This window comes from Aquaspirillum soli (assembly GCF_054781915.1).
Map to the genome: position 1 here is coordinate 1 of NZ_BAAGTM010000023.1, position 21548 is coordinate 21548.

The 21548-nt window shown below is 49.2% G+C and carries 23 protein-coding genes; 18 read left to right on the forward strand and 5 right to left on the reverse strand.

Features of this window, described 5'->3' with window-relative positions; translation table 11 throughout:
* Positions 1–263: 263 nt before the first annotated feature.
* Positions 264–3152 carry a bifunctional diguanylate cyclase/phosphodiesterase gene (locus tag ACYVJG_RS12360; protein ID WP_460431322.1) on the reverse strand — a complete coding sequence of 963 codons (2889 nt, stop codon included), beginning with the start codon at positions 3150–3152 and terminating at the stop codon, positions 264–266.
* A gap of 101 nt (positions 3153–3253) precedes the next feature.
* Here ACYVJG_RS12360 and mnmC point away from each other — a divergent pair, with 101 nt between their 5' ends.
* On the forward strand, positions 3254–5158 hold the full coding sequence (mnmC, locus tag ACYVJG_RS12365) for a bifunctional tRNA (5-methylaminomethyl-2-thiouridine)(34)-methyltransferase MnmC2/FAD-dependent 5-carboxymethylaminomethyl-2-thiouridine(34) oxidoreductase MnmC1 (protein WP_460431323.1): 1905 nt from the start codon (positions 3254–3256) through the stop codon (positions 5156–5158).
* Positions 5159–5225: 67 nt separating this feature from the next.
* Here mnmC and ACYVJG_RS12370 read toward each other — a convergent pair whose 3' ends face one another.
* The gene (locus tag ACYVJG_RS12370) at positions 5226–5579 is read right to left on the reverse strand and encodes a response regulator (RefSeq protein WP_460431324.1); all 354 of its coding nucleotides are present in this window, start codon (positions 5577–5579) and stop codon (positions 5226–5228) included.
* A 106-nt stretch (positions 5580–5685) separates the two neighbouring features.
* The gene (gene gltX / locus ACYVJG_RS12375; RefSeq protein ID WP_460431325.1) at positions 5686–7083 is read right to left on the reverse strand and encodes a glutamate--tRNA ligase; all 1398 of its coding nucleotides are present in this window, start codon (positions 7081–7083) and stop codon (positions 5686–5688) included.
* A gap of 268 nt (positions 7084–7351) precedes the next feature.
* Between gltX and ACYVJG_RS12380 the strand changes: the two genes are divergently transcribed.
* The 6 genes from ACYVJG_RS12380 (at position 7352) to ACYVJG_RS12405 (ending at position 11436) form a co-directional block, all read left to right on the forward strand.
* Complete coding sequence (locus tag ACYVJG_RS12380; protein WP_460431326.1) at positions 7352–8989, forward strand: methyl-accepting chemotaxis protein; 1638 nt, start codon at positions 7352–7354, stop codon at positions 8987–8989.
* A gap of 559 nt (positions 8990–9548) precedes the next feature.
* Complete coding sequence (locus ACYVJG_RS12385) at positions 9549–9791, forward strand: hypothetical protein (RefSeq protein WP_460431327.1); 243 nt, start codon at positions 9549–9551, stop codon at positions 9789–9791.
* The gene (locus ACYVJG_RS12390) at positions 9784–9951 is read left to right on the forward strand and encodes a hypothetical protein (protein WP_460431328.1); all 168 of its coding nucleotides are present in this window, start codon (positions 9784–9786) and stop codon (positions 9949–9951) included. The genes ACYVJG_RS12385 and ACYVJG_RS12390 overlap by 8 nt, the downstream gene beginning before the upstream one ends.
* A 1-nt stretch (position 9952) precedes the next feature.
* Positions 9953–10267: a hypothetical protein gene (locus tag ACYVJG_RS12395; protein ID WP_460431329.1), complete on the forward strand. Its 315-nt coding sequence runs from the start codon at positions 9953–9955 to the stop codon at positions 10265–10267.
* Complete coding sequence (locus ACYVJG_RS12400) at positions 10257–10487, forward strand: HNH endonuclease signature motif containing protein (RefSeq protein ID WP_460431330.1); 231 nt, start codon at positions 10257–10259, stop codon at positions 10485–10487. The genes ACYVJG_RS12395 and ACYVJG_RS12400 overlap by 11 nt, the downstream gene beginning before the upstream one ends.
* Positions 10488–10944: 457 nt before the next feature.
* Positions 10945–11436: a hypothetical protein gene (locus ACYVJG_RS12405; protein WP_460431331.1), complete on the forward strand. Its 492-nt coding sequence runs from the start codon at positions 10945–10947 to the stop codon at positions 11434–11436.
* Here the strand turns inward: ACYVJG_RS12405 and ACYVJG_RS12410 are convergent.
* Entirely contained in the window at positions 11413–11850 is a 438-nt protein-coding gene (locus tag ACYVJG_RS12410) for a hypothetical protein (RefSeq protein ID WP_460431332.1), read from the reverse strand. The two genes, ACYVJG_RS12405 and ACYVJG_RS12410, sit on opposite strands and share 24 nt — an antisense overlap.
* Before the next feature lie 92 nt (positions 11851–11942).
* Here ACYVJG_RS12410 and ACYVJG_RS12415 point away from each other — a divergent pair, with 92 nt between their 5' ends.
* Both ACYVJG_RS12415 and ACYVJG_RS12420 read left to right on the forward strand, forming a co-directional pair.
* Positions 11943–12110 (forward strand): hypothetical protein, encoded by a 168-nt coding sequence (locus ACYVJG_RS12415; RefSeq protein WP_460431333.1) that lies wholly within the window; start codon positions 11943–11945, stop codon positions 12108–12110.
* A 177-nt stretch (positions 12111–12287) separates the two neighbouring features.
* Positions 12288–14186 (forward strand): propionate--CoA ligase, encoded by a 1899-nt coding sequence (locus tag ACYVJG_RS12420; RefSeq protein WP_460431334.1) that lies wholly within the window; start codon positions 12288–12290, stop codon positions 14184–14186.
* Between the two features lie 46 nt (positions 14187–14232).
* Here ACYVJG_RS12420 and ACYVJG_RS12425 read toward each other — a convergent pair whose 3' ends face one another.
* On the reverse strand, positions 14233–14472 hold the full coding sequence (locus ACYVJG_RS12425) for a hypothetical protein (RefSeq protein ID WP_460431335.1): 240 nt from the start codon (positions 14470–14472) through the stop codon (positions 14233–14235).
* Between ACYVJG_RS12425 and rpe the strand changes: the two genes are divergently transcribed.
* The 9 genes from rpe to panD all read left to right on the forward strand — a co-directional run bounded on the left by rpe (position 14471) and on the right by panD (position 21344).
* Complete coding sequence (rpe, locus tag ACYVJG_RS12430; RefSeq protein ID WP_460431336.1) at positions 14471–15154, forward strand: ribulose-phosphate 3-epimerase; 684 nt, start codon at positions 14471–14473, stop codon at positions 15152–15154. The two genes, ACYVJG_RS12425 and rpe, sit on opposite strands and share 2 nt — an antisense overlap.
* Positions 15154–15939 (forward strand): SDR family NAD(P)-dependent oxidoreductase, encoded by a 786-nt coding sequence (locus tag ACYVJG_RS12435; RefSeq protein WP_460431337.1) that lies wholly within the window; start codon positions 15154–15156, stop codon positions 15937–15939. The genes rpe and ACYVJG_RS12435 overlap by 1 nt, the downstream gene beginning before the upstream one ends.
* A 12-nt stretch (positions 15940–15951) precedes the next feature.
* Positions 15952–16623, forward strand: coding sequence for a phosphoglycolate phosphatase (locus ACYVJG_RS12440; protein ID WP_460431338.1), 672 nt, complete (start codon positions 15952–15954; stop codon positions 16621–16623).
* A 96-nt stretch (positions 16624–16719) separates the two neighbouring features.
* On the forward strand, positions 16720–18045 hold the full coding sequence (pcnB, locus tag ACYVJG_RS12445) for a polynucleotide adenylyltransferase PcnB (protein ID WP_460431339.1): 1326 nt from the start codon (positions 16720–16722) through the stop codon (positions 18043–18045).
* Positions 18045–18536 carry a 2-amino-4-hydroxy-6-hydroxymethyldihydropteridine diphosphokinase gene (gene folK / locus ACYVJG_RS12450; RefSeq protein WP_460431340.1) on the forward strand — a complete coding sequence of 164 codons (492 nt, stop codon included), beginning with the start codon at positions 18045–18047 and terminating at the stop codon, positions 18534–18536. Before pcnB ends, folK begins: the two co-directional genes overlap by 1 nt.
* Positions 18537–18613: 77 nt before the next feature.
* The gene (locus tag ACYVJG_RS12455) at positions 18614–19252 is read left to right on the forward strand and encodes a deoxynucleoside kinase (RefSeq protein WP_460431341.1); all 639 of its coding nucleotides are present in this window, start codon (positions 18614–18616) and stop codon (positions 19250–19252) included.
* Positions 19253–19278: 26 nt separating this feature from the next.
* Positions 19279–20067, forward strand: coding sequence for a 3-methyl-2-oxobutanoate hydroxymethyltransferase (gene panB, locus ACYVJG_RS12460; protein ID WP_022654348.1), 789 nt, complete (start codon positions 19279–19281; stop codon positions 20065–20067).
* Between the two features lie 48 nt (positions 20068–20115).
* Positions 20116–20949, forward strand: coding sequence for a pantoate--beta-alanine ligase (gene panC / locus ACYVJG_RS12465; protein ID WP_460431342.1), 834 nt, complete (start codon positions 20116–20118; stop codon positions 20947–20949).
* A 14-nt stretch (positions 20950–20963) separates the two neighbouring features.
* On the forward strand, positions 20964–21344 hold the full coding sequence (panD, locus tag ACYVJG_RS12470; RefSeq protein ID WP_460431343.1) for an aspartate 1-decarboxylase: 381 nt from the start codon (positions 20964–20966) through the stop codon (positions 21342–21344).
* Positions 21345–21548: the final 204 nt, after the last annotated feature.

Below are 21548 nucleotides of genomic sequence, written 5' to 3' on the forward strand. Positions count from 1 at the left end.
GCCCTCACTGTGGTCTGCGGGCGCACAGCGACTTGAATGCAAGTCGGAACCTTGCCCGCATTGGCGAGACTGCCGTCTCGCCAAGGGCGGCTGTAAATACGCCTGATGTTGGGAGTGTGGATATGGGTAACCATGTCTGCGCTTTACAATAAAGCCTTCGACTTCAGTCGAGGGTTATTTACCCCTCCGCAGCCGGCTATAAATTACACCAGCACACCGTGGGACTAAACACCTAGGGAGCTAAGCGGCTACGCGTCCAGCCATCATGGCAGCGATGGCGTGGCACTTTTTTCTAACAGCACTTGTAACTGTTCAATCGGCATCGGCCGGCCAAACAAATAGCCTTGGAAGGCATAACAGCCCTGCGCTTCCAAAAATGCCCGCTGTTCCTCGGTTTCTACCCCTTCCGCAATCACCTCTAAACGCAGGCTATGGGCCATCGCAATAATGGCTTGCACAATCACTTCATCATCACGATCAGCAGGCAGGTCGCGCACAAACGACTGGTCAATTTTCAATTGGTCAATCGGTAACCGCTTGATGTAGGTGAGTGAGGAATAGCCGGTACCAAAATCGTCCATCGAGAATTGAATGCCCAATGCACGTAGCGCTTGCATGTGCTGAATCGAATCACCGACGTTATCTAACAATAAACTTTCCGTGAGTTCCAATTTTAAGCGGGAAGGCGGAAAACCAAATTCTGTGACCAAACTGCGTACTTCCTCGACAAAGCTGGCCTGATGAAATTGTTTTGCACTGACATTGACGGCAATTTGCAATTCAGCAGTCATCGGTGAACGCGACCAAGTGGCCAACTGTCGGCAGGCCTCGCGTAATACCCATGACCCCAAAGGAAGAATCAAGCCGGTTTCTTCAGCCAAAGGAATAAACTCGGCTGGCGACACCATACCCCGCTCGGGGTGTTGCCAACGGACTAACGCCTCTGCCCCTAGCACTTGCTGGTGTAGTCCCATTTGTACCTGATAAAACACCCGCAACTGCCCGTCTTGGATGCCGTGCCGCAGTTCGGCTTCGAGCCGTAAACGTGATTCCAACGCTGCCTGCATCGCAGGGACAAAGAAACGAGTGGTATTACGACCAGCGGCCTTGGCTTGATACATTGCCGTATCCGCATGTTTAATCAGCTCTTCCACTGTTTCTTGCTGACCAGAAAACATGCTGGCGCCAATGCTGCATGAACAGTGATAGGCATAACCTTGTAAAGAAAATTCGTGTTGCACCACCGAGATCAGATGTTTGGCCATTTTTTCTGCCTCGCTGACCGCCATTGCAAAATCTTCGGCAAGATCTTCCAACATCACTACAAATTCATCTCCACCTAAACGGGCGACGGTATCGGTTTCACGGACATGGATTTTTAGCCGGTGGGCCACTTCAATCAGCAATAAATCACCAAAGTCATGGCCCTTGGTGTCATTCAATGATTTGAAATTATCAAGATCGAGGAATAAAACCGCCCCATGCGTATTGGCATATTCACTGTGAACCAGTGCTTGTTGTAAACGGTCCATTAACAAACGGCGATTGGGTAACTCGGTCAATGGATCATAAAACGCTAAATGGCGAATTTGCTCTTCAGCATTTTTGCGTTCAGAAATGTCGGAGAAAGTGGCAATATAATTTTCAATATTGCCTGCCATGTCTTTGACTGTCGCAATTCGTAACCACTCTGGAAAAACCGAACCATTTTTACGGCGGTTCCAAATTTCACCGTCCCATTGCCCAGTGAGTTTTAATTTTTCCCACATCCGGCGGTAAAATTCAGCATCATGATAGCCCGAAGAAAACATATCAGGCCGTTTGCCAATCACTTCATGAGCGGCATACCCAGTGATTTTGGTAAATGGCTGGTTAACAGTGACAATTCGATTATCTTTGTCGCTGATCATCACAGCTTCAGAGCCGCTTTCAAATACGGCTGCGGAGAGTTTTAATCTTTTTGCGTTTTCTTCCAACTCTGCATTCTTTTGCGCCAAACTCGCTTGATAGCGGCGAATTAAAAAGCGCATTTTATGTGAGAAACCCCAAGAAAAAATCGTAGCTAGTAATAAAATCGCAATGGTAATGATAATGCCCACAACCACACGTGCTTCGAGACGACTTTCCATCGCGGAACGCTGGGTTGTCATTAAATGATCGACATCATCTAAATATACGCCTGTGACCAACGTCCAGCCCCACGGTTTGTAATTGGCCACATAAGACAATTTTTCGGTAGCAATTGAAGTGCCCGGGCGATACCAAGTATATTTCACTAAACCATTGCCTAATTGGGCCTGTTGTAAAATTTTATCGACAGACTTTTTCTCTAGCCCAGTTAATTCTTCTGCTGATTTGCCTTCTGATTCAATCCGTGAAGGAGACACTAACACCTTTTTATTTTGATCGAAAACAACGATATAACCATCGTTGCCAAAGCGAATGGAACGCAGTTGCTGTAGCGCATCTCGTTGTAAATCACGTTCGACGTTATAGACATATTCCCCTGCACCAATGACCCAATTAAAAGGGTGAAATGTGCGGACATAGGAAATTTTCTCGCGCATTATTTTTTCATTGGGTGGATACCAGTAATAACGAGAAAAACCAGCCTGTTGTGGGTTTTTGGTGGCTTCAACTAAACCCCGCATAATGTAATGACCCGTGGGATCACGATTATCCCACAGCGAAGTCCCTTCTAATTGGGGAGCAGTGGGTAATAACACACATACACCATCGAGGGTATCAATAAAATAATAACCTCGCCCTTCAAAAAATCGCAGCGAGCGTAAGGATTCAACAATTAAACTTTGAATTTGCCGATCGCTCATGGTATGGCGATTTTTTTGGTAAATGCTGTCGGCAATTTGATAGGCATCGTTGACACGCTGGCGAATCTCTCGCCGTAAAATGGATTCGGTATTACTGCGGCGGTAGTCAAGATCGTTTTGAATAGTCTCGATCTGTTTTGCCAGAATATTTTGCTGCTCCAATAACACTCTTTCCTTTACCGAGGTCAGAGTTGAATCAAAATCTTCGCGTTGTGCCCACAGAAAATACAGACTGAAAACACATGAAATCAGCAAGGAAATGCCCAGCATACCAATAAGTTGAATGCGGGCGAGCGAATGCTCAGTAGGGTCTTTGAACATGGATATCAGACACAGAAAAACGGGAAGGGTGCGAACAGAGAGACTATCTCGCTACGCTTGCTTGGCCGTATTATGCTCGTTTTCACGGTGAAATTTCGATTATGTTGCCCATTTCTGCCGCTCCGCTACACCATAATGCACAAGGGGTTCCTTATTCTGACACTTTTGATGATGTTTATCACAGTACAGCCGGTGGATTGGGCCAGGCTGAGCAAGTATTTTTGGCAGGCAATGGTCTGCCACATCGTTGGGCACAGCAAGCCTCTTTCACTATTTTAGAGACAGGATTTGGCCTTGGTTTGAATTTTTTAACAACTTGGGCCAAGTGGCGTGATGATTTACAGCGATGTAAACAATTTTACTATATTTCTGTTGAAAAATTTCCTTTTAGTGCGAAAGATTTGCGATATCTACACCAGCAATGGCCACAATTTGCCGAGTTAAGCGAATTGTTATGCAAACAATGGCCTCCCCTGATTGCTGGCTGGCATAAATTAGAGTTAGAACATGGCGTGACATTATTGCTCCTGTTTGGTGATGCACATGATGTCCTACCTCAGTTACAAGCCAATGTGGATGCGTTCTATCTTGATGGCTTTTCGCCGGCAAAAAATCCCGAGTTATGGAATGAAACCATTTTTCGCCAATTAGCGCGTGTCGCCAAAGCTGGCGCGACATTAGCCACGTATACCGTGGCCGGTCATGTGCGGCGCGGGTTGCAAGCCTGTGGTTTCGCGGTCGAAAAGCGAGAAGGTTTTGGCGGAAAACGGCAAAGCTTGGCGGGGGTGTACGAACGTCGTGTGCCTGTTCGACAGCCACACTACGCCGTCAACCGTGCCATTGTGATTGGTGCGGGTATTGCTGGCTGTGCTGCAGCAGAACGTTTTGCGGCACGGGGCTGGCAGATTGATGTGATTGAGCAAGAGGCCGAGATTGCACAACATGCTTCGGGCAATCATGCCGGTGTGGTGATGCCGACTTTATCTCTGGATGATAATTTGTTGGCGCGATTTTCGCGGGCAGGGTTTTTTTACACCTTGCGCCGTTGGCAAGTATTAACTGACGCTGGACAGGTTCTTCCCTTTCAACGCTGTGGTGTATTGCAAGTGGGGCGGGACGCGGCACACATTGAATTGCAACAGGCCATTATCGAAAAAGGGTTTTATCCACCGGCATTGGTCAGTTGGTTGAATGCTGATGAGGCCAGCGAACGCCTAGGGGTGAAACTTGCGCGCGGTGGCTGGTGGTTTCCTGATGGCGCGTGGGTGCAGCCACCTGCTTATTGTCGTGCTTTGTTGACCAGCCAACCGCAACGGATTCAGTTACATCTGCAACGACAAGTAAAACGATTGGCACAATTAGCCGATGGACAATGGCAAATCTTCGATGCCCACGATCATCTTATTGCAACTGCGCCAGTGGTGATTTTCGCTAATGCCACGGCTGCACGGGATTTAGCGCCTTGTGCGGGGTTGCCGTTAGCCGAAAATCGCCGTTTTGTCAGTTTGTTGAAAACAACCGTTGCGCCAAAAACAGCAGCTATTTTATGTGGAGATGGCTATTTAACGCCCAATGTGGCGGGTTATGCTGTGTTGGGGGCGAGCGAGGTTGGAATAGAGCAAACATCTGATCGACACCATCAACAGAATTTACATAAATTAACGCAATTACTCCCCGATGCCGATTTGCCGGCCATCACTGAGTTAAACGGTCGCTATTGCCAACGGCCGACATCACCAGACCGCTTGCCATTGATTGGCGCCTTGGCTTCCACTCAACAAAATCTGCAACGGCCACCAGAACGGATTCAACGCACGACTGGTTTGTTTTGTGCTTTAGGATTTGGGGCGCGTGGTTTGACTTGGGCCAGTTTGGCCGGTGATATTCTGGCCAGCCAGATTCAAGGGGAGCCGATGCCGGTGGAACAAAGCCTGTTACATGCTGTCGATCCAATGCGTTTTGCAATGCGGGCGGCGCGCCGTGGTGAACATAGTAAAAAGGACTAATTCTCTACAGACGTAAAAAAACCGCTAGACAAGGGTGCTAGCGGTATCGGGCAGGTGTGTTGATGGGTTAATCTGGCAATTTTTCTTGCAAAATGGCCATGCTAACAGGCTTGGTAATGATGTCGTTAAAACCGATTTCACGCAGCCGCGCATGGTCAGATTCAAAAGCATGTGCGGTGTAGGCAACAACGTGCAAATGTTGTAAAGCAGGGTCTTGCCGAATCCGGCGGCAGACTTCCTCGCCATCAATGCCCGGCATACTGATATCGAGTAAAACATGGTCATAGGCTTTGGCATGTAGCTTATCCAGCCCTATAAAACCATCCTCGGCTTCATCGACATTCCATCCACGCTTACGTAGCATGACGCTGGCCAGTTTTCGATTCACCGCATTGTCATCAATCACTAACACCTGCTTCATTATTCGCCTTCATAGGTAAATTTCGCATTTTCCTGCGAGAGAGTAAAGGTTTTTGCGTCTTCTGTCGAATCTGCATCACTCTACCCTCTATGATGCTGTTGTTTTTTTACGCCGCACAACTTTCTTCTATGCGTTTTAGCACTTCTTCACGCCCAATCAACGCTAAAACAGCATCCACCGAAGGGGTTTGTGTGCTGCCACAAACCGCGACTCGCAACGGCATCCCAAGCTGCCCCATTTTAATGCCTTGTTCGGCGCAGAATGGTTTAAACAGCGCGTGAATACTCTCGCTATTCCATTCAGTCAGTGTGGCTAGGGTTTGACCAAATGCCAAAATACGGGCGCGGGCGGCATCATCAAAGTGTTTCGCCACTTCCTCGGCCGTTGGTTGGCGGCGTTGGTAGAAGTAGTCACATTGCTGTGCCAATTCATTCAAATCGCGGGCGCGCTCTTTCACCAAAGCCACGACCGTAGCAAGATCGGGTGCGGCTGTATTCAAACCCCGCTCGCTTAACTGTGGCGCAATCAACTGCGCTAACCGACTATTATCGGCAGCTTTCATGTGTTGTTGATTCACCCACAAGAATTTTTCGCGATCAAAGCGGCTTGGGCTCGGGCTGACGGCTTCTAAACTGAACCATTCAACGAATTGTGTCATGTTGAAAAATTCGTCATCACCATGTCCCCAACCGAGGCGGGCCAAATAGTTTAGCAACGCTTCTGGCAAGATCCCTTGAGCAGCATAGTCCACTACACTGACAGCATCACGGCGTTTGGACATTTTTTGTCCATCTGCATTCAGAATCATCGGTAGGTGGGCATAGTGCGGTAAGGGGGCACCAAGCGCTTGCAAAATATTGATTTGCCGTGGCGTGTTGTTGACATGGTCATCACCCCGAATCACATGGGTGATATTCATATCCCAATCGTCAACCACTACGCAGAAATTATATGTTGGGCTGCCGTCTGGACGAGCGATAATCAAGTCGTCTAATTCACTGTTGGCAATTTCAATTCGCCCTTTGACCAGATCATCCCACGCGACCACACCCTCTAATGGCGTTTTAAAACGCACCACGGGCTGTACGCCTTCAGGGACAGCGGGCAACGTCTTACCCGCTTCGGGCCGCCAGCGACGGTCGTAGCGTGGTTTTTCACCGCGCGCCTCTTGCTCGGCACGCAACGTTTCGAGTTCTTCTTTGGAGCAATAACAGTGATAGGCGTGGCCGCTGGCAAGTAATTGTTGAATCACTGCTTTGTAGCGGTCAAAACGCTGGGTTTGATAGAACGGGCCTTCGTCATAATCGAGCCCAACCCAGTGCATGCCATCCAAAATCGCTTGAACTGATTCGGGTGTGGAGCGTTCTAAGTCGGTGTCTTCAATCCGCAGCACAAAACTGCCGCCATGTTTACGAGCGTAAGCCCAAGAAAACAAGGCCGTACGAACACCACCAATATGCAAAAAACCGGTTGGACTAGGAGCAAAGCGAGTGCGAATCATCATCGTCAGTGCGAGCAGCAAGAAATAAAAGCACCGATTGTACGCTAAATCAGTGCTATTCGGGAAATTATTAGTAGAAAGAACAAAAAAGCCTAATTTGTTCAATTTGTTTTAAATTGCATTTGTTGTGAGGGTGGCGTCTTTACCCTGATTTGTGATTTGGCTTTGCTTGCGGTATTGTCTTTTCCTTGTACCTTTTTTCAGTTTCTTGTCATGCAGCGTGTTTGCTTTACGCAAATATTATGTAAAACCCCAAGAAAGCGAGCCATAAATGAAAATTTCTTATATGAAAATTAAAACCCAACTATTTTTGTTAGCGGGTTTATTGCTATGTTTTATTTTATTAGTCGGGGTGGATAGCATCCGTGCCAGCGCCGACAGCGTTGCCGCCAGCCACCGCAACCATCGTGAAAACGTACTCCCCATCGCCTCCCTCGGCATCGTCACGGACAATTTGCAGTCTTATCGTTCGACTGTTCTGTTGATGATTATCAATGATAACCCCCAGATGTCGGCTGTATTACACCAACGCTTTACCGGTTTGGCCGAATCGATGGATAAAAGTTGGGATGAGTTTTTCCAAAATGCCAACCTTGATGCCCATCCCGAACAGAAACAGCTGGCAGAAAAAACTCGTGCTCTGTCGCTTGCATACCGAAAAACGGTTGCGGAAGATTTTTATCCCTTGATTCGTGAGGGAAAAACCATGGCAGCAGAGTCGGTGCGGCGCAATAAAACGGTGATTATTTTTGATGAGGCCATACAAAATATTCGCCAGTTGACTGAAATGAAAACAAAAGCGGCAGAAGAAAATAATCTTTCACGACAACAAGAAGCGCAAAATGACTTGATTATTTCTATTGCCGTTTTAGTTGTCAGTATATTGATTGGGGTTGTCTTATCGGTATTGATTACTCGCAGCATTTCCCTGCCATTAGCCAGTGCTGTAGCTGTCGCGAAAGAAATTGCTGCACGTAATTTGACCATGAGTGTCCCGCGTGGCGGAAACAATGAGGTGGGCCAATTACTACATGCGCTAGCTGACATGAAAGAAGCATTACAACAAGTGTTGGGCGAGGTGCGTAACGGCAGTGAGCATGTAGCACAAGCTTCGCTGCAATTAAAAGAAAGTGCTGCCCAAATCAGTTATGCCACACAAAATCAAAGTGAGGCTGCTAGCACGGCAGCGGCGGCAGTAGAACAACTCACCGTCAGCATTGATCAGGTGAATGAACGCGCCGATGGCACACGCACTGCGGCGGAAAACTCACGCCAACAGTCCACCCAAAGCAGTGATGTGATTCGCATGGCGGCAGACAGCGTGCAAGATATTGCTGACACCATGCAAGAGTCGGTACATCTGGCACAAGAGCTGGCGCAGAGCTCAGAAAAAATTGATGTGATTGTGAATGTGATTCGCGACATCGCCGATCAAACCAATCTATTGGCTTTGAATGCAGCAATTGAAGCGGCACGAGCCGGTGAACAAGGGCGGGGTTTTGCTGTGGTTGCCGATGAGGTACGCAAATTGGCGGAGCGTACCGCCACTTCAACTGCAGAGATCGGTAAAGTGATTGATAGCATTCGCGGCGGTATTGATACCATGGTGGACAATATGCGTAACAGTGAGCGCAAAGTGACCAGCGGTGTGCAGATGGCACAGCAAGCGCGACAGGCGATTGATGAGATTACCCACAATGTCGGCAATGTGTTAGATCTGGTGGCCGGCATTTCTCAGGCCTTGCGTGAGCAAAGTTCTGCTAGCCAATTGGTGGCGAAAAATGTTGAGCAAATTGCCCAAATGTCAGAAGAAAATAGCGCAGCGGTGATGCAGGCAGCGCAGGCAACGGTGGATTTACAACAGTTGGCAAAACAGCTGAATCAAAACGTGGCCAGCTTCCATCTTTAATTATGGCTTTAGGCTATTGCTTTTTTCCACATGAAAACGGTATTGTTTGCGCTTTACCAAACAATTGCTTGGTCAAGGTGCTGCTAATGGGGATCAACACGAAATTGGCTCCGCTTACAACAGGTTTTTAAGTTCCAGTCATTTCGTTGTGTCGAACTTGGCTGGTTAGGTTTTTAATTTGTGGGTGCAGTGGCTTCGGTAAGGATCGCATGGCGGCAAAGCTGCGAAAGTGTGGTGTTTGCTGCTAACAAGTTACTGCACCGGAAAAATAACTCGCTGGCGCTCGTCATTTTCCGGTGAGCAATGCGTTAGCGGCTTTCGGGTTGTTGTGGCTGTATAGGTTTTCTTTTCTGGCATTGCTCGCGTTTCGTTTTCTACTGGCAGGGGTTTTTTGCAGACTCAAAGGAACCCGCAGCAGGTCGGCAGTTTACTTTTTCGTGCTGCCGTTGGTTTTGTGGTTGTAGTTATTTTGGCGGTGCGGAGGTCTCTAACCAGTCGCATCACGTCGCCGCCGTATGCTCTGGCGTTATAAATTAAAAATTTAGTCATGGAGTAAATTATGGACATAATCAAGTTTGAGATTTTAGAAGAAAATGACGAGGTGGTTAAAGTAGAAGCCAACCAAGTCCATGTAAGAAAAAAAAACGGCGAATATGTAATTTATACCTTAAAACTTGATGAAGCAGATCAGTTTGTAGACTTTAATGTTTTTGCCATAACTAAAGGTTTTGGATCTATTGAACTTATGAAAGATGCTGATTTGAATGACCTATCAGAGCTATGGGGAAGTTCAGATGAATAAGGTCACCAAAAAAGAATCAACAGATATCGCGCCTGATTCTAAAGTTACTGGTTCTGTTATTTATAGAGTGGCTTCACCTGAAGATAGAAAAAAGCTCAGAGAGATTGCAAAGAAAAAGGCAAAGGAAATGGGCTTGATAATTAACATAATTGAGAAATAGCATGAGTGAAAAGGATTTAATTATTCGTGTTTCTGGTCCTAATGCTTTAGCAGAGGAGTTTCTAAAGCAAGTTCAAGAAGAAGCTCAGACTCTATGTCTATTGCCAAGGAGTCAATCAATTCGAGCCGTACCAGATAAAGTAAGAAAAGAAGACGTTAAAAATAAAAAAGCTAAAGATCTGAAAATATCTGTTATTGGTGATGAGAGCACTGTTGAAAAATTTATAGAGGTTTTAATCAAAAGTGTTTCAGAAGAAACGAACCTTCCAAAACCATCGCTAAATATAAAGCTGGAGTCAAGTGAAAATGGTAGCTAGACCTAGTGAACATAGAAAAGCAATAACATTAGCAAAAATCCGAGAAAGTTATAGATGCGAGCTATGTTCATCCGAACTGAATATTCATGGACATCATATTTCAGACTATAGCTTTGGTGGTGAAGCAACTCCCGAAAACATACTCGTAGTATGTAAGGTTTGCCATGATAAAGTTCATGCTGGAGAGATCACTGTATACACCTACGATTATCGTAAGTAATTTATAAAAAGGCCATTAAGTCGGATTCGCAACAGTTTGCTGAGTTTCGCTTCTCTCCACATTTTAGCAAACTATTACTCACCGCTTATGGCAGTGTTAGAGCCTTTGTTTTTTTGAAAGTGGGATGTTTTGGATTTAACCGGAAAGTCTGCTGTTCGGGGTCTTGTTAAAGCAGTGGTTCCGGTTGTTTTGTTGCAGTTTTCTGGTCTTTCGCTGTTTTTTAGTTTCACCACAGCGGCCAGTTTTCGTTTTCTACTGGCAGGGGTTTCTTGCAGGCTCAAAGGAACCCGCAGCAGGTCGGCAGTTTACTTTTCTGTGCTGCCGTTGGTTTTGTGGTTTTAGTTGTCTTGGCGGTACGCTGGTCTCTAACCAGTCGCATCACGTCGCCGCAAGCGGCTGGACGGCCACTGCGTGGCCACCCGTGTGCTTTGGCGTTAGCTGTAATGGAATAGATGGTATGGTTCAACAACAGTATTGGATAGAGATGTACCAGCTTAAAACCCATATTGGGCTTATTGAATTGCTGCTGGAGAAAGCAGAAGGCATTGATCGGGCTTTAAAAATAGCTCTTGCGATTGCATCTAGCTCATCGATTGGAGCATGGGTCATATGGACGCATCTTTCATGGGTTTGGGCCTCGATAATTGCATTCTCACAAGTCATTTCAGCGATCAATCCATACCTGCCATATAGAAGCAGAATAAAAGCGTACACATCTCTTCTGCACGAGCTCGAAGAATTAATGATTCAGGCCGAATTTAAGTGGCACGCAATTGCTGAGGGTGAAATGACAGCAACGGATATAAATAAATCACGCTTCGAGATAAGAGCAGCAAAACAAAAGTCGTTAAAAAAGCATATCCAAACAACTATTCCGGCAAATGCAAAGCTTCAAGAAAAAGCGGAGCGCTCAGCCAATGAATATCTAAGCAATTTCTACCCAGCATAGGAGGCAGTATGTCAAACGATAAAAGTAGACCATCTTCGAATCACCATCGCGCTCAACCACTAACAGAAGAAAAGGGGTTACAACCGGCCAAAAATCCGCCGCCAATGCCACAAGTGAAACCGCCAAAACCAGAGAAGGGTGGCAGCTAACAATCGCAGGCACGGCGACGGTTTTTCCGTCGCGGCTTCCCTTCACTACAAAACCGCGCGTGCTGCGGGCGTTAGAGCCTCTGTTTTTTTGAAAGTGGGATGCTTTGGGTTTAACCGGATAGATTGCTGTTCGTGGCGTTGTTGGAGCGGTGGTTCCGGTCGTTTTGTTCCAGCTCTCCGGTTTTTCGCTGTTTTTGGGTTTCACCACAGCGGCCAGTTTCCGTTTTCTACTGGCAGGGGTTTTCTTCAGGGCGGTATCGGCCAATGATCTGTCCGAACGAGCAATGCAGCTTCAGGTGATGAGATTACCCACAATGTCGGCAATAGTTAGACCTAGTAGCCGGCATTTCTCAGACTTTGCGTGAGCAAAGTTCTGCTAGCCAATTGGTGGCGAAAAATGTTGAGCAAATTGCCCAAATGTCAGAAGAAAATAGCGCAGCGGTGATGCAGGCAGCGCAGGCAACGGTGGATCTACAACAGTTGGCAAAACAGCTGAATCAAAACGTGGCCAGCTTCCATCTTTAATTATGTGCTTTAGGCTATTGCTTTTTTCCACATGAAAACGGTATTGTTCGCGCTGTACCAAGCAACTGCTTGGTCAAGGTGCTGCTAATGGGGATTAACACGAGATAATCTAATACCCCAAAAATATAACAAGCCAATAACAAAGCACCTTTGTCCGTTTTTATGGAGGAGAGTTTCATGAGCGAAAGCTACCAAGCGTTTCATCGCCGGTCGATTGAACAGGCCGAATCATTCTGGGCTGAACAAGCCAATTTGATCGACTGGCACACCCCGTATCAAAACACCTTGGACTACAGTAACCCCCCATTCCGTGATTGGTTTGTTGGGGGCGAAACCAATCTGTGTCATAACGCAGTTGATCGCCATTTGGCCAACCGTGCCGACCAAAACGCCTTAATTTATATTTCGACAGAAACCGGCGTTGAAAAAAACTACACCTTCCGCGAGCTGCACGAAGAAGTTTGCCGCACGGCAGCGATTTTGCAGACTTTAGGTGTGGGCAAAGGCGACCGCGTGCTGATTTATATGCCGATGGTGCCAGAAGCCATTTTTGCCATGTTGGCAACCGTGCGTTTAGGGGCCATTCATTCGGTGGTCTTCGGCGGGTTTGCCTCGCATAGCTTGGCGACACGGATTGATGATGCTCAGCCTAAAGTGGTGATTTCAACTGACGCGGGTATGCGTGGCGGTAAGGTGGTGCCTTACAAGCCACTGTTAGACAAAGCCTTAGAGCTGGCAGAACACAAGCCCGACCGTGTGTTATTGGTCAATCGTGGTCTTGATCCTGAAATGGACATTGTGCAAATGCGCGATGTTGACTACGCCACGTTGCGCGCCAAACACATGGATGCGCGTCCAGCCTGTGAATGGGTAGAGTCTAACCACCCAAGTTATATCCTCTATACCTCCGGCACCACCGGCAAGCCGAAGGGTGTGCAACGGGATACCGGCGGTTATGCGGTGGCGTTGGCTGCCTCGATGCGTCATATCTACTGTGGCAATCCGGGTGAAACCTTCTTCTCGACGTCGGATATTGGCTGGGTGGTGGGCCATTCTTACATCGTTTATGGCCCACTCATTGCCGGTATGGCAACGGTGGTCTACGAAGGCTTGCCGATTCGTCCTGATCCGGGCATCTGGTGGCAAATCGTTGAGAAATACAAAGTCAGTGTGATGTTCACGGCACCGACGGCATTGCGCGTCTTGAAAAAACAAGACCCTGCCTATCTGAAGAAATATGACTGTTCAACCTTGCGCGGCCTCTATCTGGCTGGCGAGCCGTTGGATGAGCCAACCTCGACGTGGATTACCAGTGAACTCGGCGTACCGGTGTACGACAACTATTGGCAGACCGAAACCGGCTGGCCGATTCTGACCGCTGTACCGGGGGTGGAAAAAACACCGCTTAAGAGCGGTAGCCCAAGCTTCCCTGCCTATGGTTATAACGTCAAAATTCTGAACGAAGGCACAGGTGAAGAAGTCGGTGCGGGCGAAAAAGGTGTGGTGGTGATTATGCCGCCAATGCCCCCCGGCAACCTGAGTACCATTTGGGGACAAGATCAACGGTTTGTGGATACTTACTTCTCTTCTTTCAACAATGTGCTGGCCTATTCCACCTCTGATTGGGGGATTAAAGACGAAGACGGCTATTACTTCATCCTCGGCCGTACCGATGATGTGATTAACGTTGCTGGCCATCGCCTTGGTACTCGCGAGATTGAAGAGGCGGTTTCTGGTCACAGTGCCATTGCGGAAGTGGCCGTGGTTGGGGTGCAAGATGCGTTGAAGGGACAAGTGCCTGTTGCCTTTGCTGTGGTCAAAAATCCGGCGGATTTGGATGACCCAGTCCGTCGTGCGGAATTGGCAAAAGAAGTGATTAGCAAAGTCGGCAGTGAACTGGGGGCGATTGCCAACCCAGCACAAGTGCACTTTGTTAGCCAGTTGCCAAAAACCCGTTCTGGCAAGGTATTGCGCCGTTCGATTCAAGCGATTGCCGAAGGTCGCGATCCAGGTGATTTGACCACTTTGGACGATATGACCGGCATTGAGCAAATTCGCCAAGCCATCGTGAAATAAAACTTTCCACAAAAATTAGTCATTTAACATTGCAAGCGTTCGTCTATTAAATAGGCGAACGCTTGTTTTTTTGCGTTAGAATCGCGCCGCACCACTTCGAAATGGCTGGCAACCCTAACTGCCCTACCCGTGGTGAGTCCGTCCGGTAACGGCGGCGCTGTACTTGGAAGGGTTCCAGATACAGTCGGGAATGTGAAGCCTGTCCATCACACAGCCATGTTGCTGTGTTAGACACAGGAAAAGGACTGTGTGCTAGCTGGCGCACTTTCTTGAGAGCAGTTTGCATGTCTTCTTTCCGTATTGCACCCAGTTTGTTGTCTGCCAATTTCGCCTGTTTGGGGCAAGAAGTGGAGACCGTGATTGCGGCAGGTGCCGATCTGATCCACTTCGATGTGATGGACAACCACTACGTCCCTAATTTAACCGTGGGGCCGCTTGTGTGTGAGGCGATTAAACCTCATTGTGGGCAGACCCCGATTGATGTGCATTTGATGGTAGAGCCGGTGGATGCCTTGGCTGCCCAATTTGCTAAAGCCGGGGCAGGGTTAATCACCTTCCATCCGGAAGCGTCGGCGCATATCGACCGCACTTTGTCGTTAATTCGCGATCACGGCTGTCGTGCTGGCTTGGTCTTCAACCCTGCTACGCCATTACATTACCTCGACTATGTGATGGATAAACTTGATATGGTGTTGTTGATGTCGGTGAATCCGGGGTTTGGTGGCCAAAGCTTCATTCCTTCCACTTTGGGTAAGTTGCGCCAAGTCCGCGCTCGCTTAGACGCCTATTATCAGGAAACTGGCCGCCAAATTTGGTTAGAAGTCGATGGTGGTGTGAAGATTGACAATATCGCCGAGATTGCCGCTGCTGGCGCAGATACCTTTGTTGCAGGTTCAGCGATTTTTAACACCCCCGACTATGCGGCCACTATCGCTGCTATGCGGGAACAGTTAGCGACGGTTGCCTGATGACCGCTGCCGTTTATATCATCACTGGTGCATCGCGTGGCTTGGGCGCGGCCTTATTCACTGCCCTTGCCGCGTCTGAACGGCAATTGGTCGGCATTGCTCGTGAGGGGTTGCCGGCAGAGCTCGTACAACAGGCCCAGCAAAAAGGGGCAATCACCGAGCAGATCGCAGCGGATTTAAGCACTGCCAGTGGGGTTCAAACGGTGGCAGCAGCCTTGCATGAATTGGCCATCAAACCTCGTACACGCTGTTATCTGATACACAATGCTGGCACCCTTGATCCGATGGCGTTTGCCGGACAGTGGCAAGACCCCACTTGGGTGGCGCGTTCCATCGCGCTGAATGTCAGTGCGCCGATGCAGCTGACCGATGCTTTTTTGCGTGCAACAGTCGGTATTCCCGACCGGCGGCTATTGTTTATCAGCTCTGGTGCAGCACATCATCCCTATCCGGGTTGGAGTGTCTATGGCGCAAGCAAAGCCGCACTCGACCAATTTGCCCGTACTGTCGCCCTTGAGCAAATCATGGTGCAAGAAGGGGCGCGGGTTTGTGCGTTGGCACCGGGGGTGATTGATACCGATATGCAAAAGCAAATTCGGGCGGCAGACAGTCAACAGTTTCCACAACGCGAACGATTTGTCAGCTTGAAACAAGAAGGGCGCTTACAAAGCCCTGCTGAAGCTGCCCAGCGTGTTGCTGCGTGGCTACACCATGCGGCTTTTGGTGAAACGGCGGTGTTAGATTTGCGCGATATTATGTTATCGACCGCTTCCGCGTTGGAATAGAAAAGGATGATCATGAGCCCGATGCCAATTCAGGCAATTGCCTTTGATTTAGACGGTACGCTGGTCGATAGCTTGCCCGATTTAACCATTGCTGCAAATGCGGTGCGCCAACACTTTGAATTAGCGGCACTGCCCGAGGCCGTTATCCGCCGCTTTGTCGGCGATGGTGCGGCGATGTTGGTGGCGAGAACATTGGCAGGCGATAGTCAGGCAACACCTTACGATCATCCGCAGCACGCGTTGGCGATGACGGTGTTTGCCGAAGCTTATCTCGCCTGTGTCAGTGCTCACACCGAACTTTACCCGGGGGTATTGGCTGCATTGCAGGCTTTACACGCCAAGGGTTTACCCCTAGCCGTGATTACCAATAAGCCTTTGCAATTTACCGAACCACTATTGCAAGCGGTGGGGATTGCCACCTATTTTCAACAAGTTTGGGGCGGTGATAGCCTGACCGAAAAGAAACCCTCTCCCTCGCCATTGCTGGCGTGTGCCGAAGGTTTTGGTCTTGACCCCGCTGCCATGCTGATGGTGGGGGACTCGAAAAACGATGTGCTGGCAGCTCGGGCCGCTGGTTGTCCTGTGGTGGCGGTGGACTATGGCTATGCGGCTGATGTCGATGCCCTCGCTGCCGATCAGGTCGTTTCTTCGTTAACTGAGTTGCTGGCGTTGTTGCCAGACTGAGCCCCCAACGGATTTTTTCACCCTATTTTGTGCTGTAAGGAGGAGCGTCGCCGCTGTGGTTATCTCGTGTGATAACACAGGACGACGCAAACATGCATGATTCGTAAGTTAATCAGCCGAGTATTGCGCTTGCCCCTTGCGGGTGAGCACAAGGCTCGGCCCAAAGTGATCCCGTTTGCCCAACATGGTATTCGGCGCGATCAAATGAGCTCACCAGCGCTAAAAGTCGTCGCTGCCTTACAACAAGCGGGTTTTCAGGCTTTTATCGTCGGCGGTGCGGTGCGAGATGCCTTATTGGGACTGACACCAAAAGATTTTGATGTCGCGACTAACGCCACACCAGAGCAGGTTCATCACCTTTTTCGCCGTTCGCGCATTATTGGCCGCCGGTTTCGGATTGTGCACGTTACGCTAGAACGGGAAGTGATTGAAGTCACGACTTTTCGTGGTGGGCAAGAATCGGTAACCGATGCCCAAGGGCGAATTTTGCACGACAATGTCTTCGGTTCGCAGGCAGAAGACGCCAGCCGCCGTGATTTCACCGCAAATGCGCTGTTCTTTAATCCCACTGACGAAACCATCATCGACTATCACCACGGCGTGCGTGATATTAAACAGCAAAAGCTGGTGATGATTGGTAACCCAACCCAACGCTATCGCGAAGACCCCGTGCGTTTATTGCGTGCAGTGCGGTTGTCGGCGAAGTTGGGTTTAGAAATTGATGACAATACCCGCAAGCCCATCGCTGAATTGGCGGGTTTATTGCGGAATGTGCCAGCGGCACGGCTATTTGATGAAATGCTGAAGATGATGTTTTCTGGCCATGCCTATGCCTGTATTCGGCGTTTGCGTAGCGAAGGCCTGCATCACGGTATTTTTCCGCTGCTGGATGCGATTGGCATTGATGATGAAGTGGGACATGAGTTCGTTCGTTTGGCATTAGAAAGCACCGACTCGCGGGTGCAACAAGATAAACCCGTCTCGGTTGGTTTCTTGCTGGCAGCTTTGCTGTGGCATCAAGTCCGTGTTCGTTGGCAGACGATTCAAGAGCAAGGTGAAAAATCCACACCGGCGCTGTTTTTGGCCATGAGCGATGTTGAAGCCGAACAAGATGAACAACTGGCGATTCCGCGCCGCTTTTCTGCCACCATGCGCGAAATTTGGGCCACACAACCGCGTTTTGAACAACGCAGCGGCCAACGTCCTTTCCGGCTATTAGAACATCCGCGTTTCCGCGCCGGCTATGATTTCTTAGTGTTGCGGGCCGAGGCTGGTGAAGTCGATGCTGAATTGGCGCAATGGTGGGAAACCTTCCAATTTGCCGATCCAGCCACACAGCAATCGATGTTGATTCGTGAAGAACGCCATCCACGCAAGCGGCCACGACAACGGCGGCGGCGTAAACCGAGTGCGGAGGCCTAATGGCAAAAGCGGCGATTGCTTTGGGCAGTAATCTCGATCAACCAGCACAGCAATTGACATTGGCAGTGGCGGCATTGGCTGAGTTGCCACAAACCGTCGTTGGGGGCGTATCTCGTTTTTATCGTACCGCCCCCGTTGGCTATGCCGACCAACCCGACTTTGTGAATGCGGCAGCATGGGTAGAGACACAGCTGTCTGCAGAGGCTTTGTTAGATGCCTTGCTCACCATAGAGCAACGCTTTGGCCGTGTGCGTACCTTTGCCAATGCGCCGAGGGTGCTCGATTTAGATTTGCTGTTGTATGACGATTCGGTTATGTTGACAGAAAAATTGACATTGCCGCACCCACGTATGCACGAGCGTCTGTTTGTGTTAATGCCATTGGCAGATATTGCTGCCGATTGGTGGATACCTTCACAACAACAAACGGTAGCGGCATGTTTGGCTAATTGTTTGCAATCGGCTGTAGGACAAGACATCACCCCGTTATAACTCTTTCGGCTGGGCGTTGTGCGCTTGCGCCCTGCGATGTCTTTTCATTCTGAGCAAGGAAACCACGAGCATCCGTTATGAACTATCGCTATATCGCCATTGAAGGCCCGCATGGTGCAGGGAAAACGGCTTTGGCACAAAAGCTGGCCGAGCGTTATCAAATGTCGCTGTTACTCGAGGACAGTCAACAAAATCCGTTTCTGACCGGCCTCTATCAAAACCGGCGGCACTATGCGTTGCCCTATCAGTTACACCTCTTATTACAGCGCGGTGTGTGTGCGAGCGAACTGACGGCACAGGTAGAAAGTGAGACGTTTATCCCACGGATTGCCGACTTTGCGTTTAATCGCGAGGTGTTTTTGCCTCAAGTGATGCTTGAAGAACCAGAATGGCTTCTGTATCGTGCGTTGCAGCAAAAGGTAATGCCGATGCATCCGGTGCCCGATTTAATGATTTATCTGCAAGCCTCTCCCGAGACATTGGCCAAGCGGATTGCACAACGGGCGCTGCCGCATGAACGGGATTTTCCTGATGGGTATTTAAAAGCCGTGGTGACGGCCTATAGCGAGTATTTTCATAGCTATGATGGCGCGGCACTGATGATCGTGAATACAGATAATATCGATTTTGTCGCCAATCCCGACGATTTCGAGTTGCTGCTGGCCCGTATCCAAGAGATGCGCGGGCCAAGAAGCTATTTCAACAAGAGCATTTGATAATGCTACGGTAAAACGGAGAGCGGATGAAAGTCACTGTACATAGCCTGGCAAAACAGGCGGCGGCAGGTGAAAAAATCGCGATGTTGACCTGTTACGATGCCAGCTTTGCCCAGCTGATGGACGAAGCTGGCGTGGACATGTTGTTAGTGGGCGATTCTCTCGGCATGGTGATCCAAGGACAAAACTCAACCTTGCCAGTCAGCCTTGATGACATGCTCTATCACACTCGTCTAGTGGCGCGTGGTGCGCAAAGGGCGATGGTGGTGGCAGATTTACCCTTTGGTGCCTATCAACAAAGCCCACAACAAGCTTTTGCTGCGTCGGCGGCATTGATGGCAGCCGGCGCGCAGATGGTCAAACTGGAAGGTGGGGCCTATATGGCGCCGACGGTGGCCTTCTTGGTGGAGCGTGGTATTCCTGTCTGTGCCCATATTGGCTTCACGCCACAATCGGTGAACACATTAGGGGTACGGGTGCAAGGCCGTGGTGAAGAAGGGGCGGAACGCCTCTTGCAAGATGCCCTCGCCTTACAAGCCGCCGGAGCAAGTCTGATTTTGATGGAAATGGTCCCTGCTGCCCTTGCCGAGCAAGTCACACAACAGCTGTCAGTGCCTACCATCGGCATTGGTGCTGGTGTTGGCTGCAGTGGTCAGGTGTTGGTGGTGTACGACATGCTTGGCATCTATCCGGGTAAAAAAGCGCGCTTTGTGCGTGATTTTATGGTGGATACAGGTGCGATTCCGGCCGCGATTGCTGCTTATGTGACGGCGGTGAAAGACGGTAGTTTTCCTGCTGCAGAACATAGTTTTTAAGCTGTGTGATGTGTTCAGTCGTTCTGAGTTTTCTGAAGATTTTTTCCAATGCATATTTTTCACACGATTGCTGAAGTCCGCGCTTGGCGGCGAGAGCAAGAGAGCGTGGCTTTTGTGCCCACAATGGGCAACTTACACGAAGGCCATTTGAAATTAGTCGCTGCGGCAAAACAGCGTGCGGCACGGGTGATTGTCAGTATTTTTGTCAATCGTCTGCAGTTTGGCCAAGGCGAAGATTTCAACAGCTATCCGCGTACGTTTGACGATGATTGTCAAAAGCTGATTACTGCGGGGGCAGATGCTTTGTTTTTCCCGAATGAGCAAGAGCTCTATCCACGGGTGAAACAAGATTTCAATGTCGAACCGCCGCATGTGCAAAATGAATTGTGTGGCGCTTTCCGCCCGGGCCATTTCCGTGGCGTGGCGACAGTGGTATGCAAGCTGTTTAACATTGTGCAACCTGATGCCGCTTGTTTTGGTAAGAAAGACTACCAACAGCTACATATCATCCGCGCCATGTGTGCTGACTTAAACATTCCAGTTGAGATTGTGGCGGTGGACACTGGACGGGCAGAAGATGGGCTGGCGCTGTCGTCGCGCAATGGTTACCTGACAGCAGAAGAGCGTGCCAAGGCCTCGCGGCTGTATCACAATTTGTGTGTGATTCGTGATGCTTTGTTGGCCGGTGAACATGACTATGCCTCGCTAGAGCAAACGGCAGTGGCCGATTTGGTCGCTCATGGCTGGCAGGTAGATTATGTCGAAATTCGCCAAGCGGATACTTTAGAAATTGCCCATGCGGGTGAAAAACGCTTGGTGATATTGGCTGCGGCGCGTCTTGGCAAGCCACGTTTAATTGATAATCTCGAAGTTTTTATTTAAGGAAGTCGCCTCCCATGCAACGCAGCATGTTGAAATCGAAATTACATCGCGTTACCACCACACATTCCGAATTGCACTATGTGGGGTCGTGCGCGATTGACGAAAATTTGTTAGAAGCCGCTGATATCCGTGAGTTTGAAGAAATTCAAATTTGGAATGTGACCAACGGTGAGCGTTTTGCGACTTACGCTATTAAAGCGGAGCGTGGATCTGGGATTATTTCGGTCAATGGCTCGGCATCACGCCGTGCCGCCGTGGGCGATATTTTGATTATCGCTAGCTTTGCTCAGTATGAAGAGGCTGAATTAGGCGATCACAAGCCCAAGTTGTTGTTTGTGAACGAAAAAAATCAGCAAGTGGCGCTTGAGGATGCTGTTGCCACACAGCGCGCTTAATTCGCTACTGAGTCTAAAAACTGCCGCGTTAAACATGCGGCAGTTTTTTTATGCCCTTTGAACTTTTCTCTAAGCTAATGAACTACTCCCGCTGACCGGCTAGCGCCGGTACAGCGTGAGTTTCGTGGTTCAGCACGGCGAAACGTCCACCGCTCCCCACCTCGGCCAGTTCCTGACCGGAGGCGCTACCTGTCAGCGCCCAAT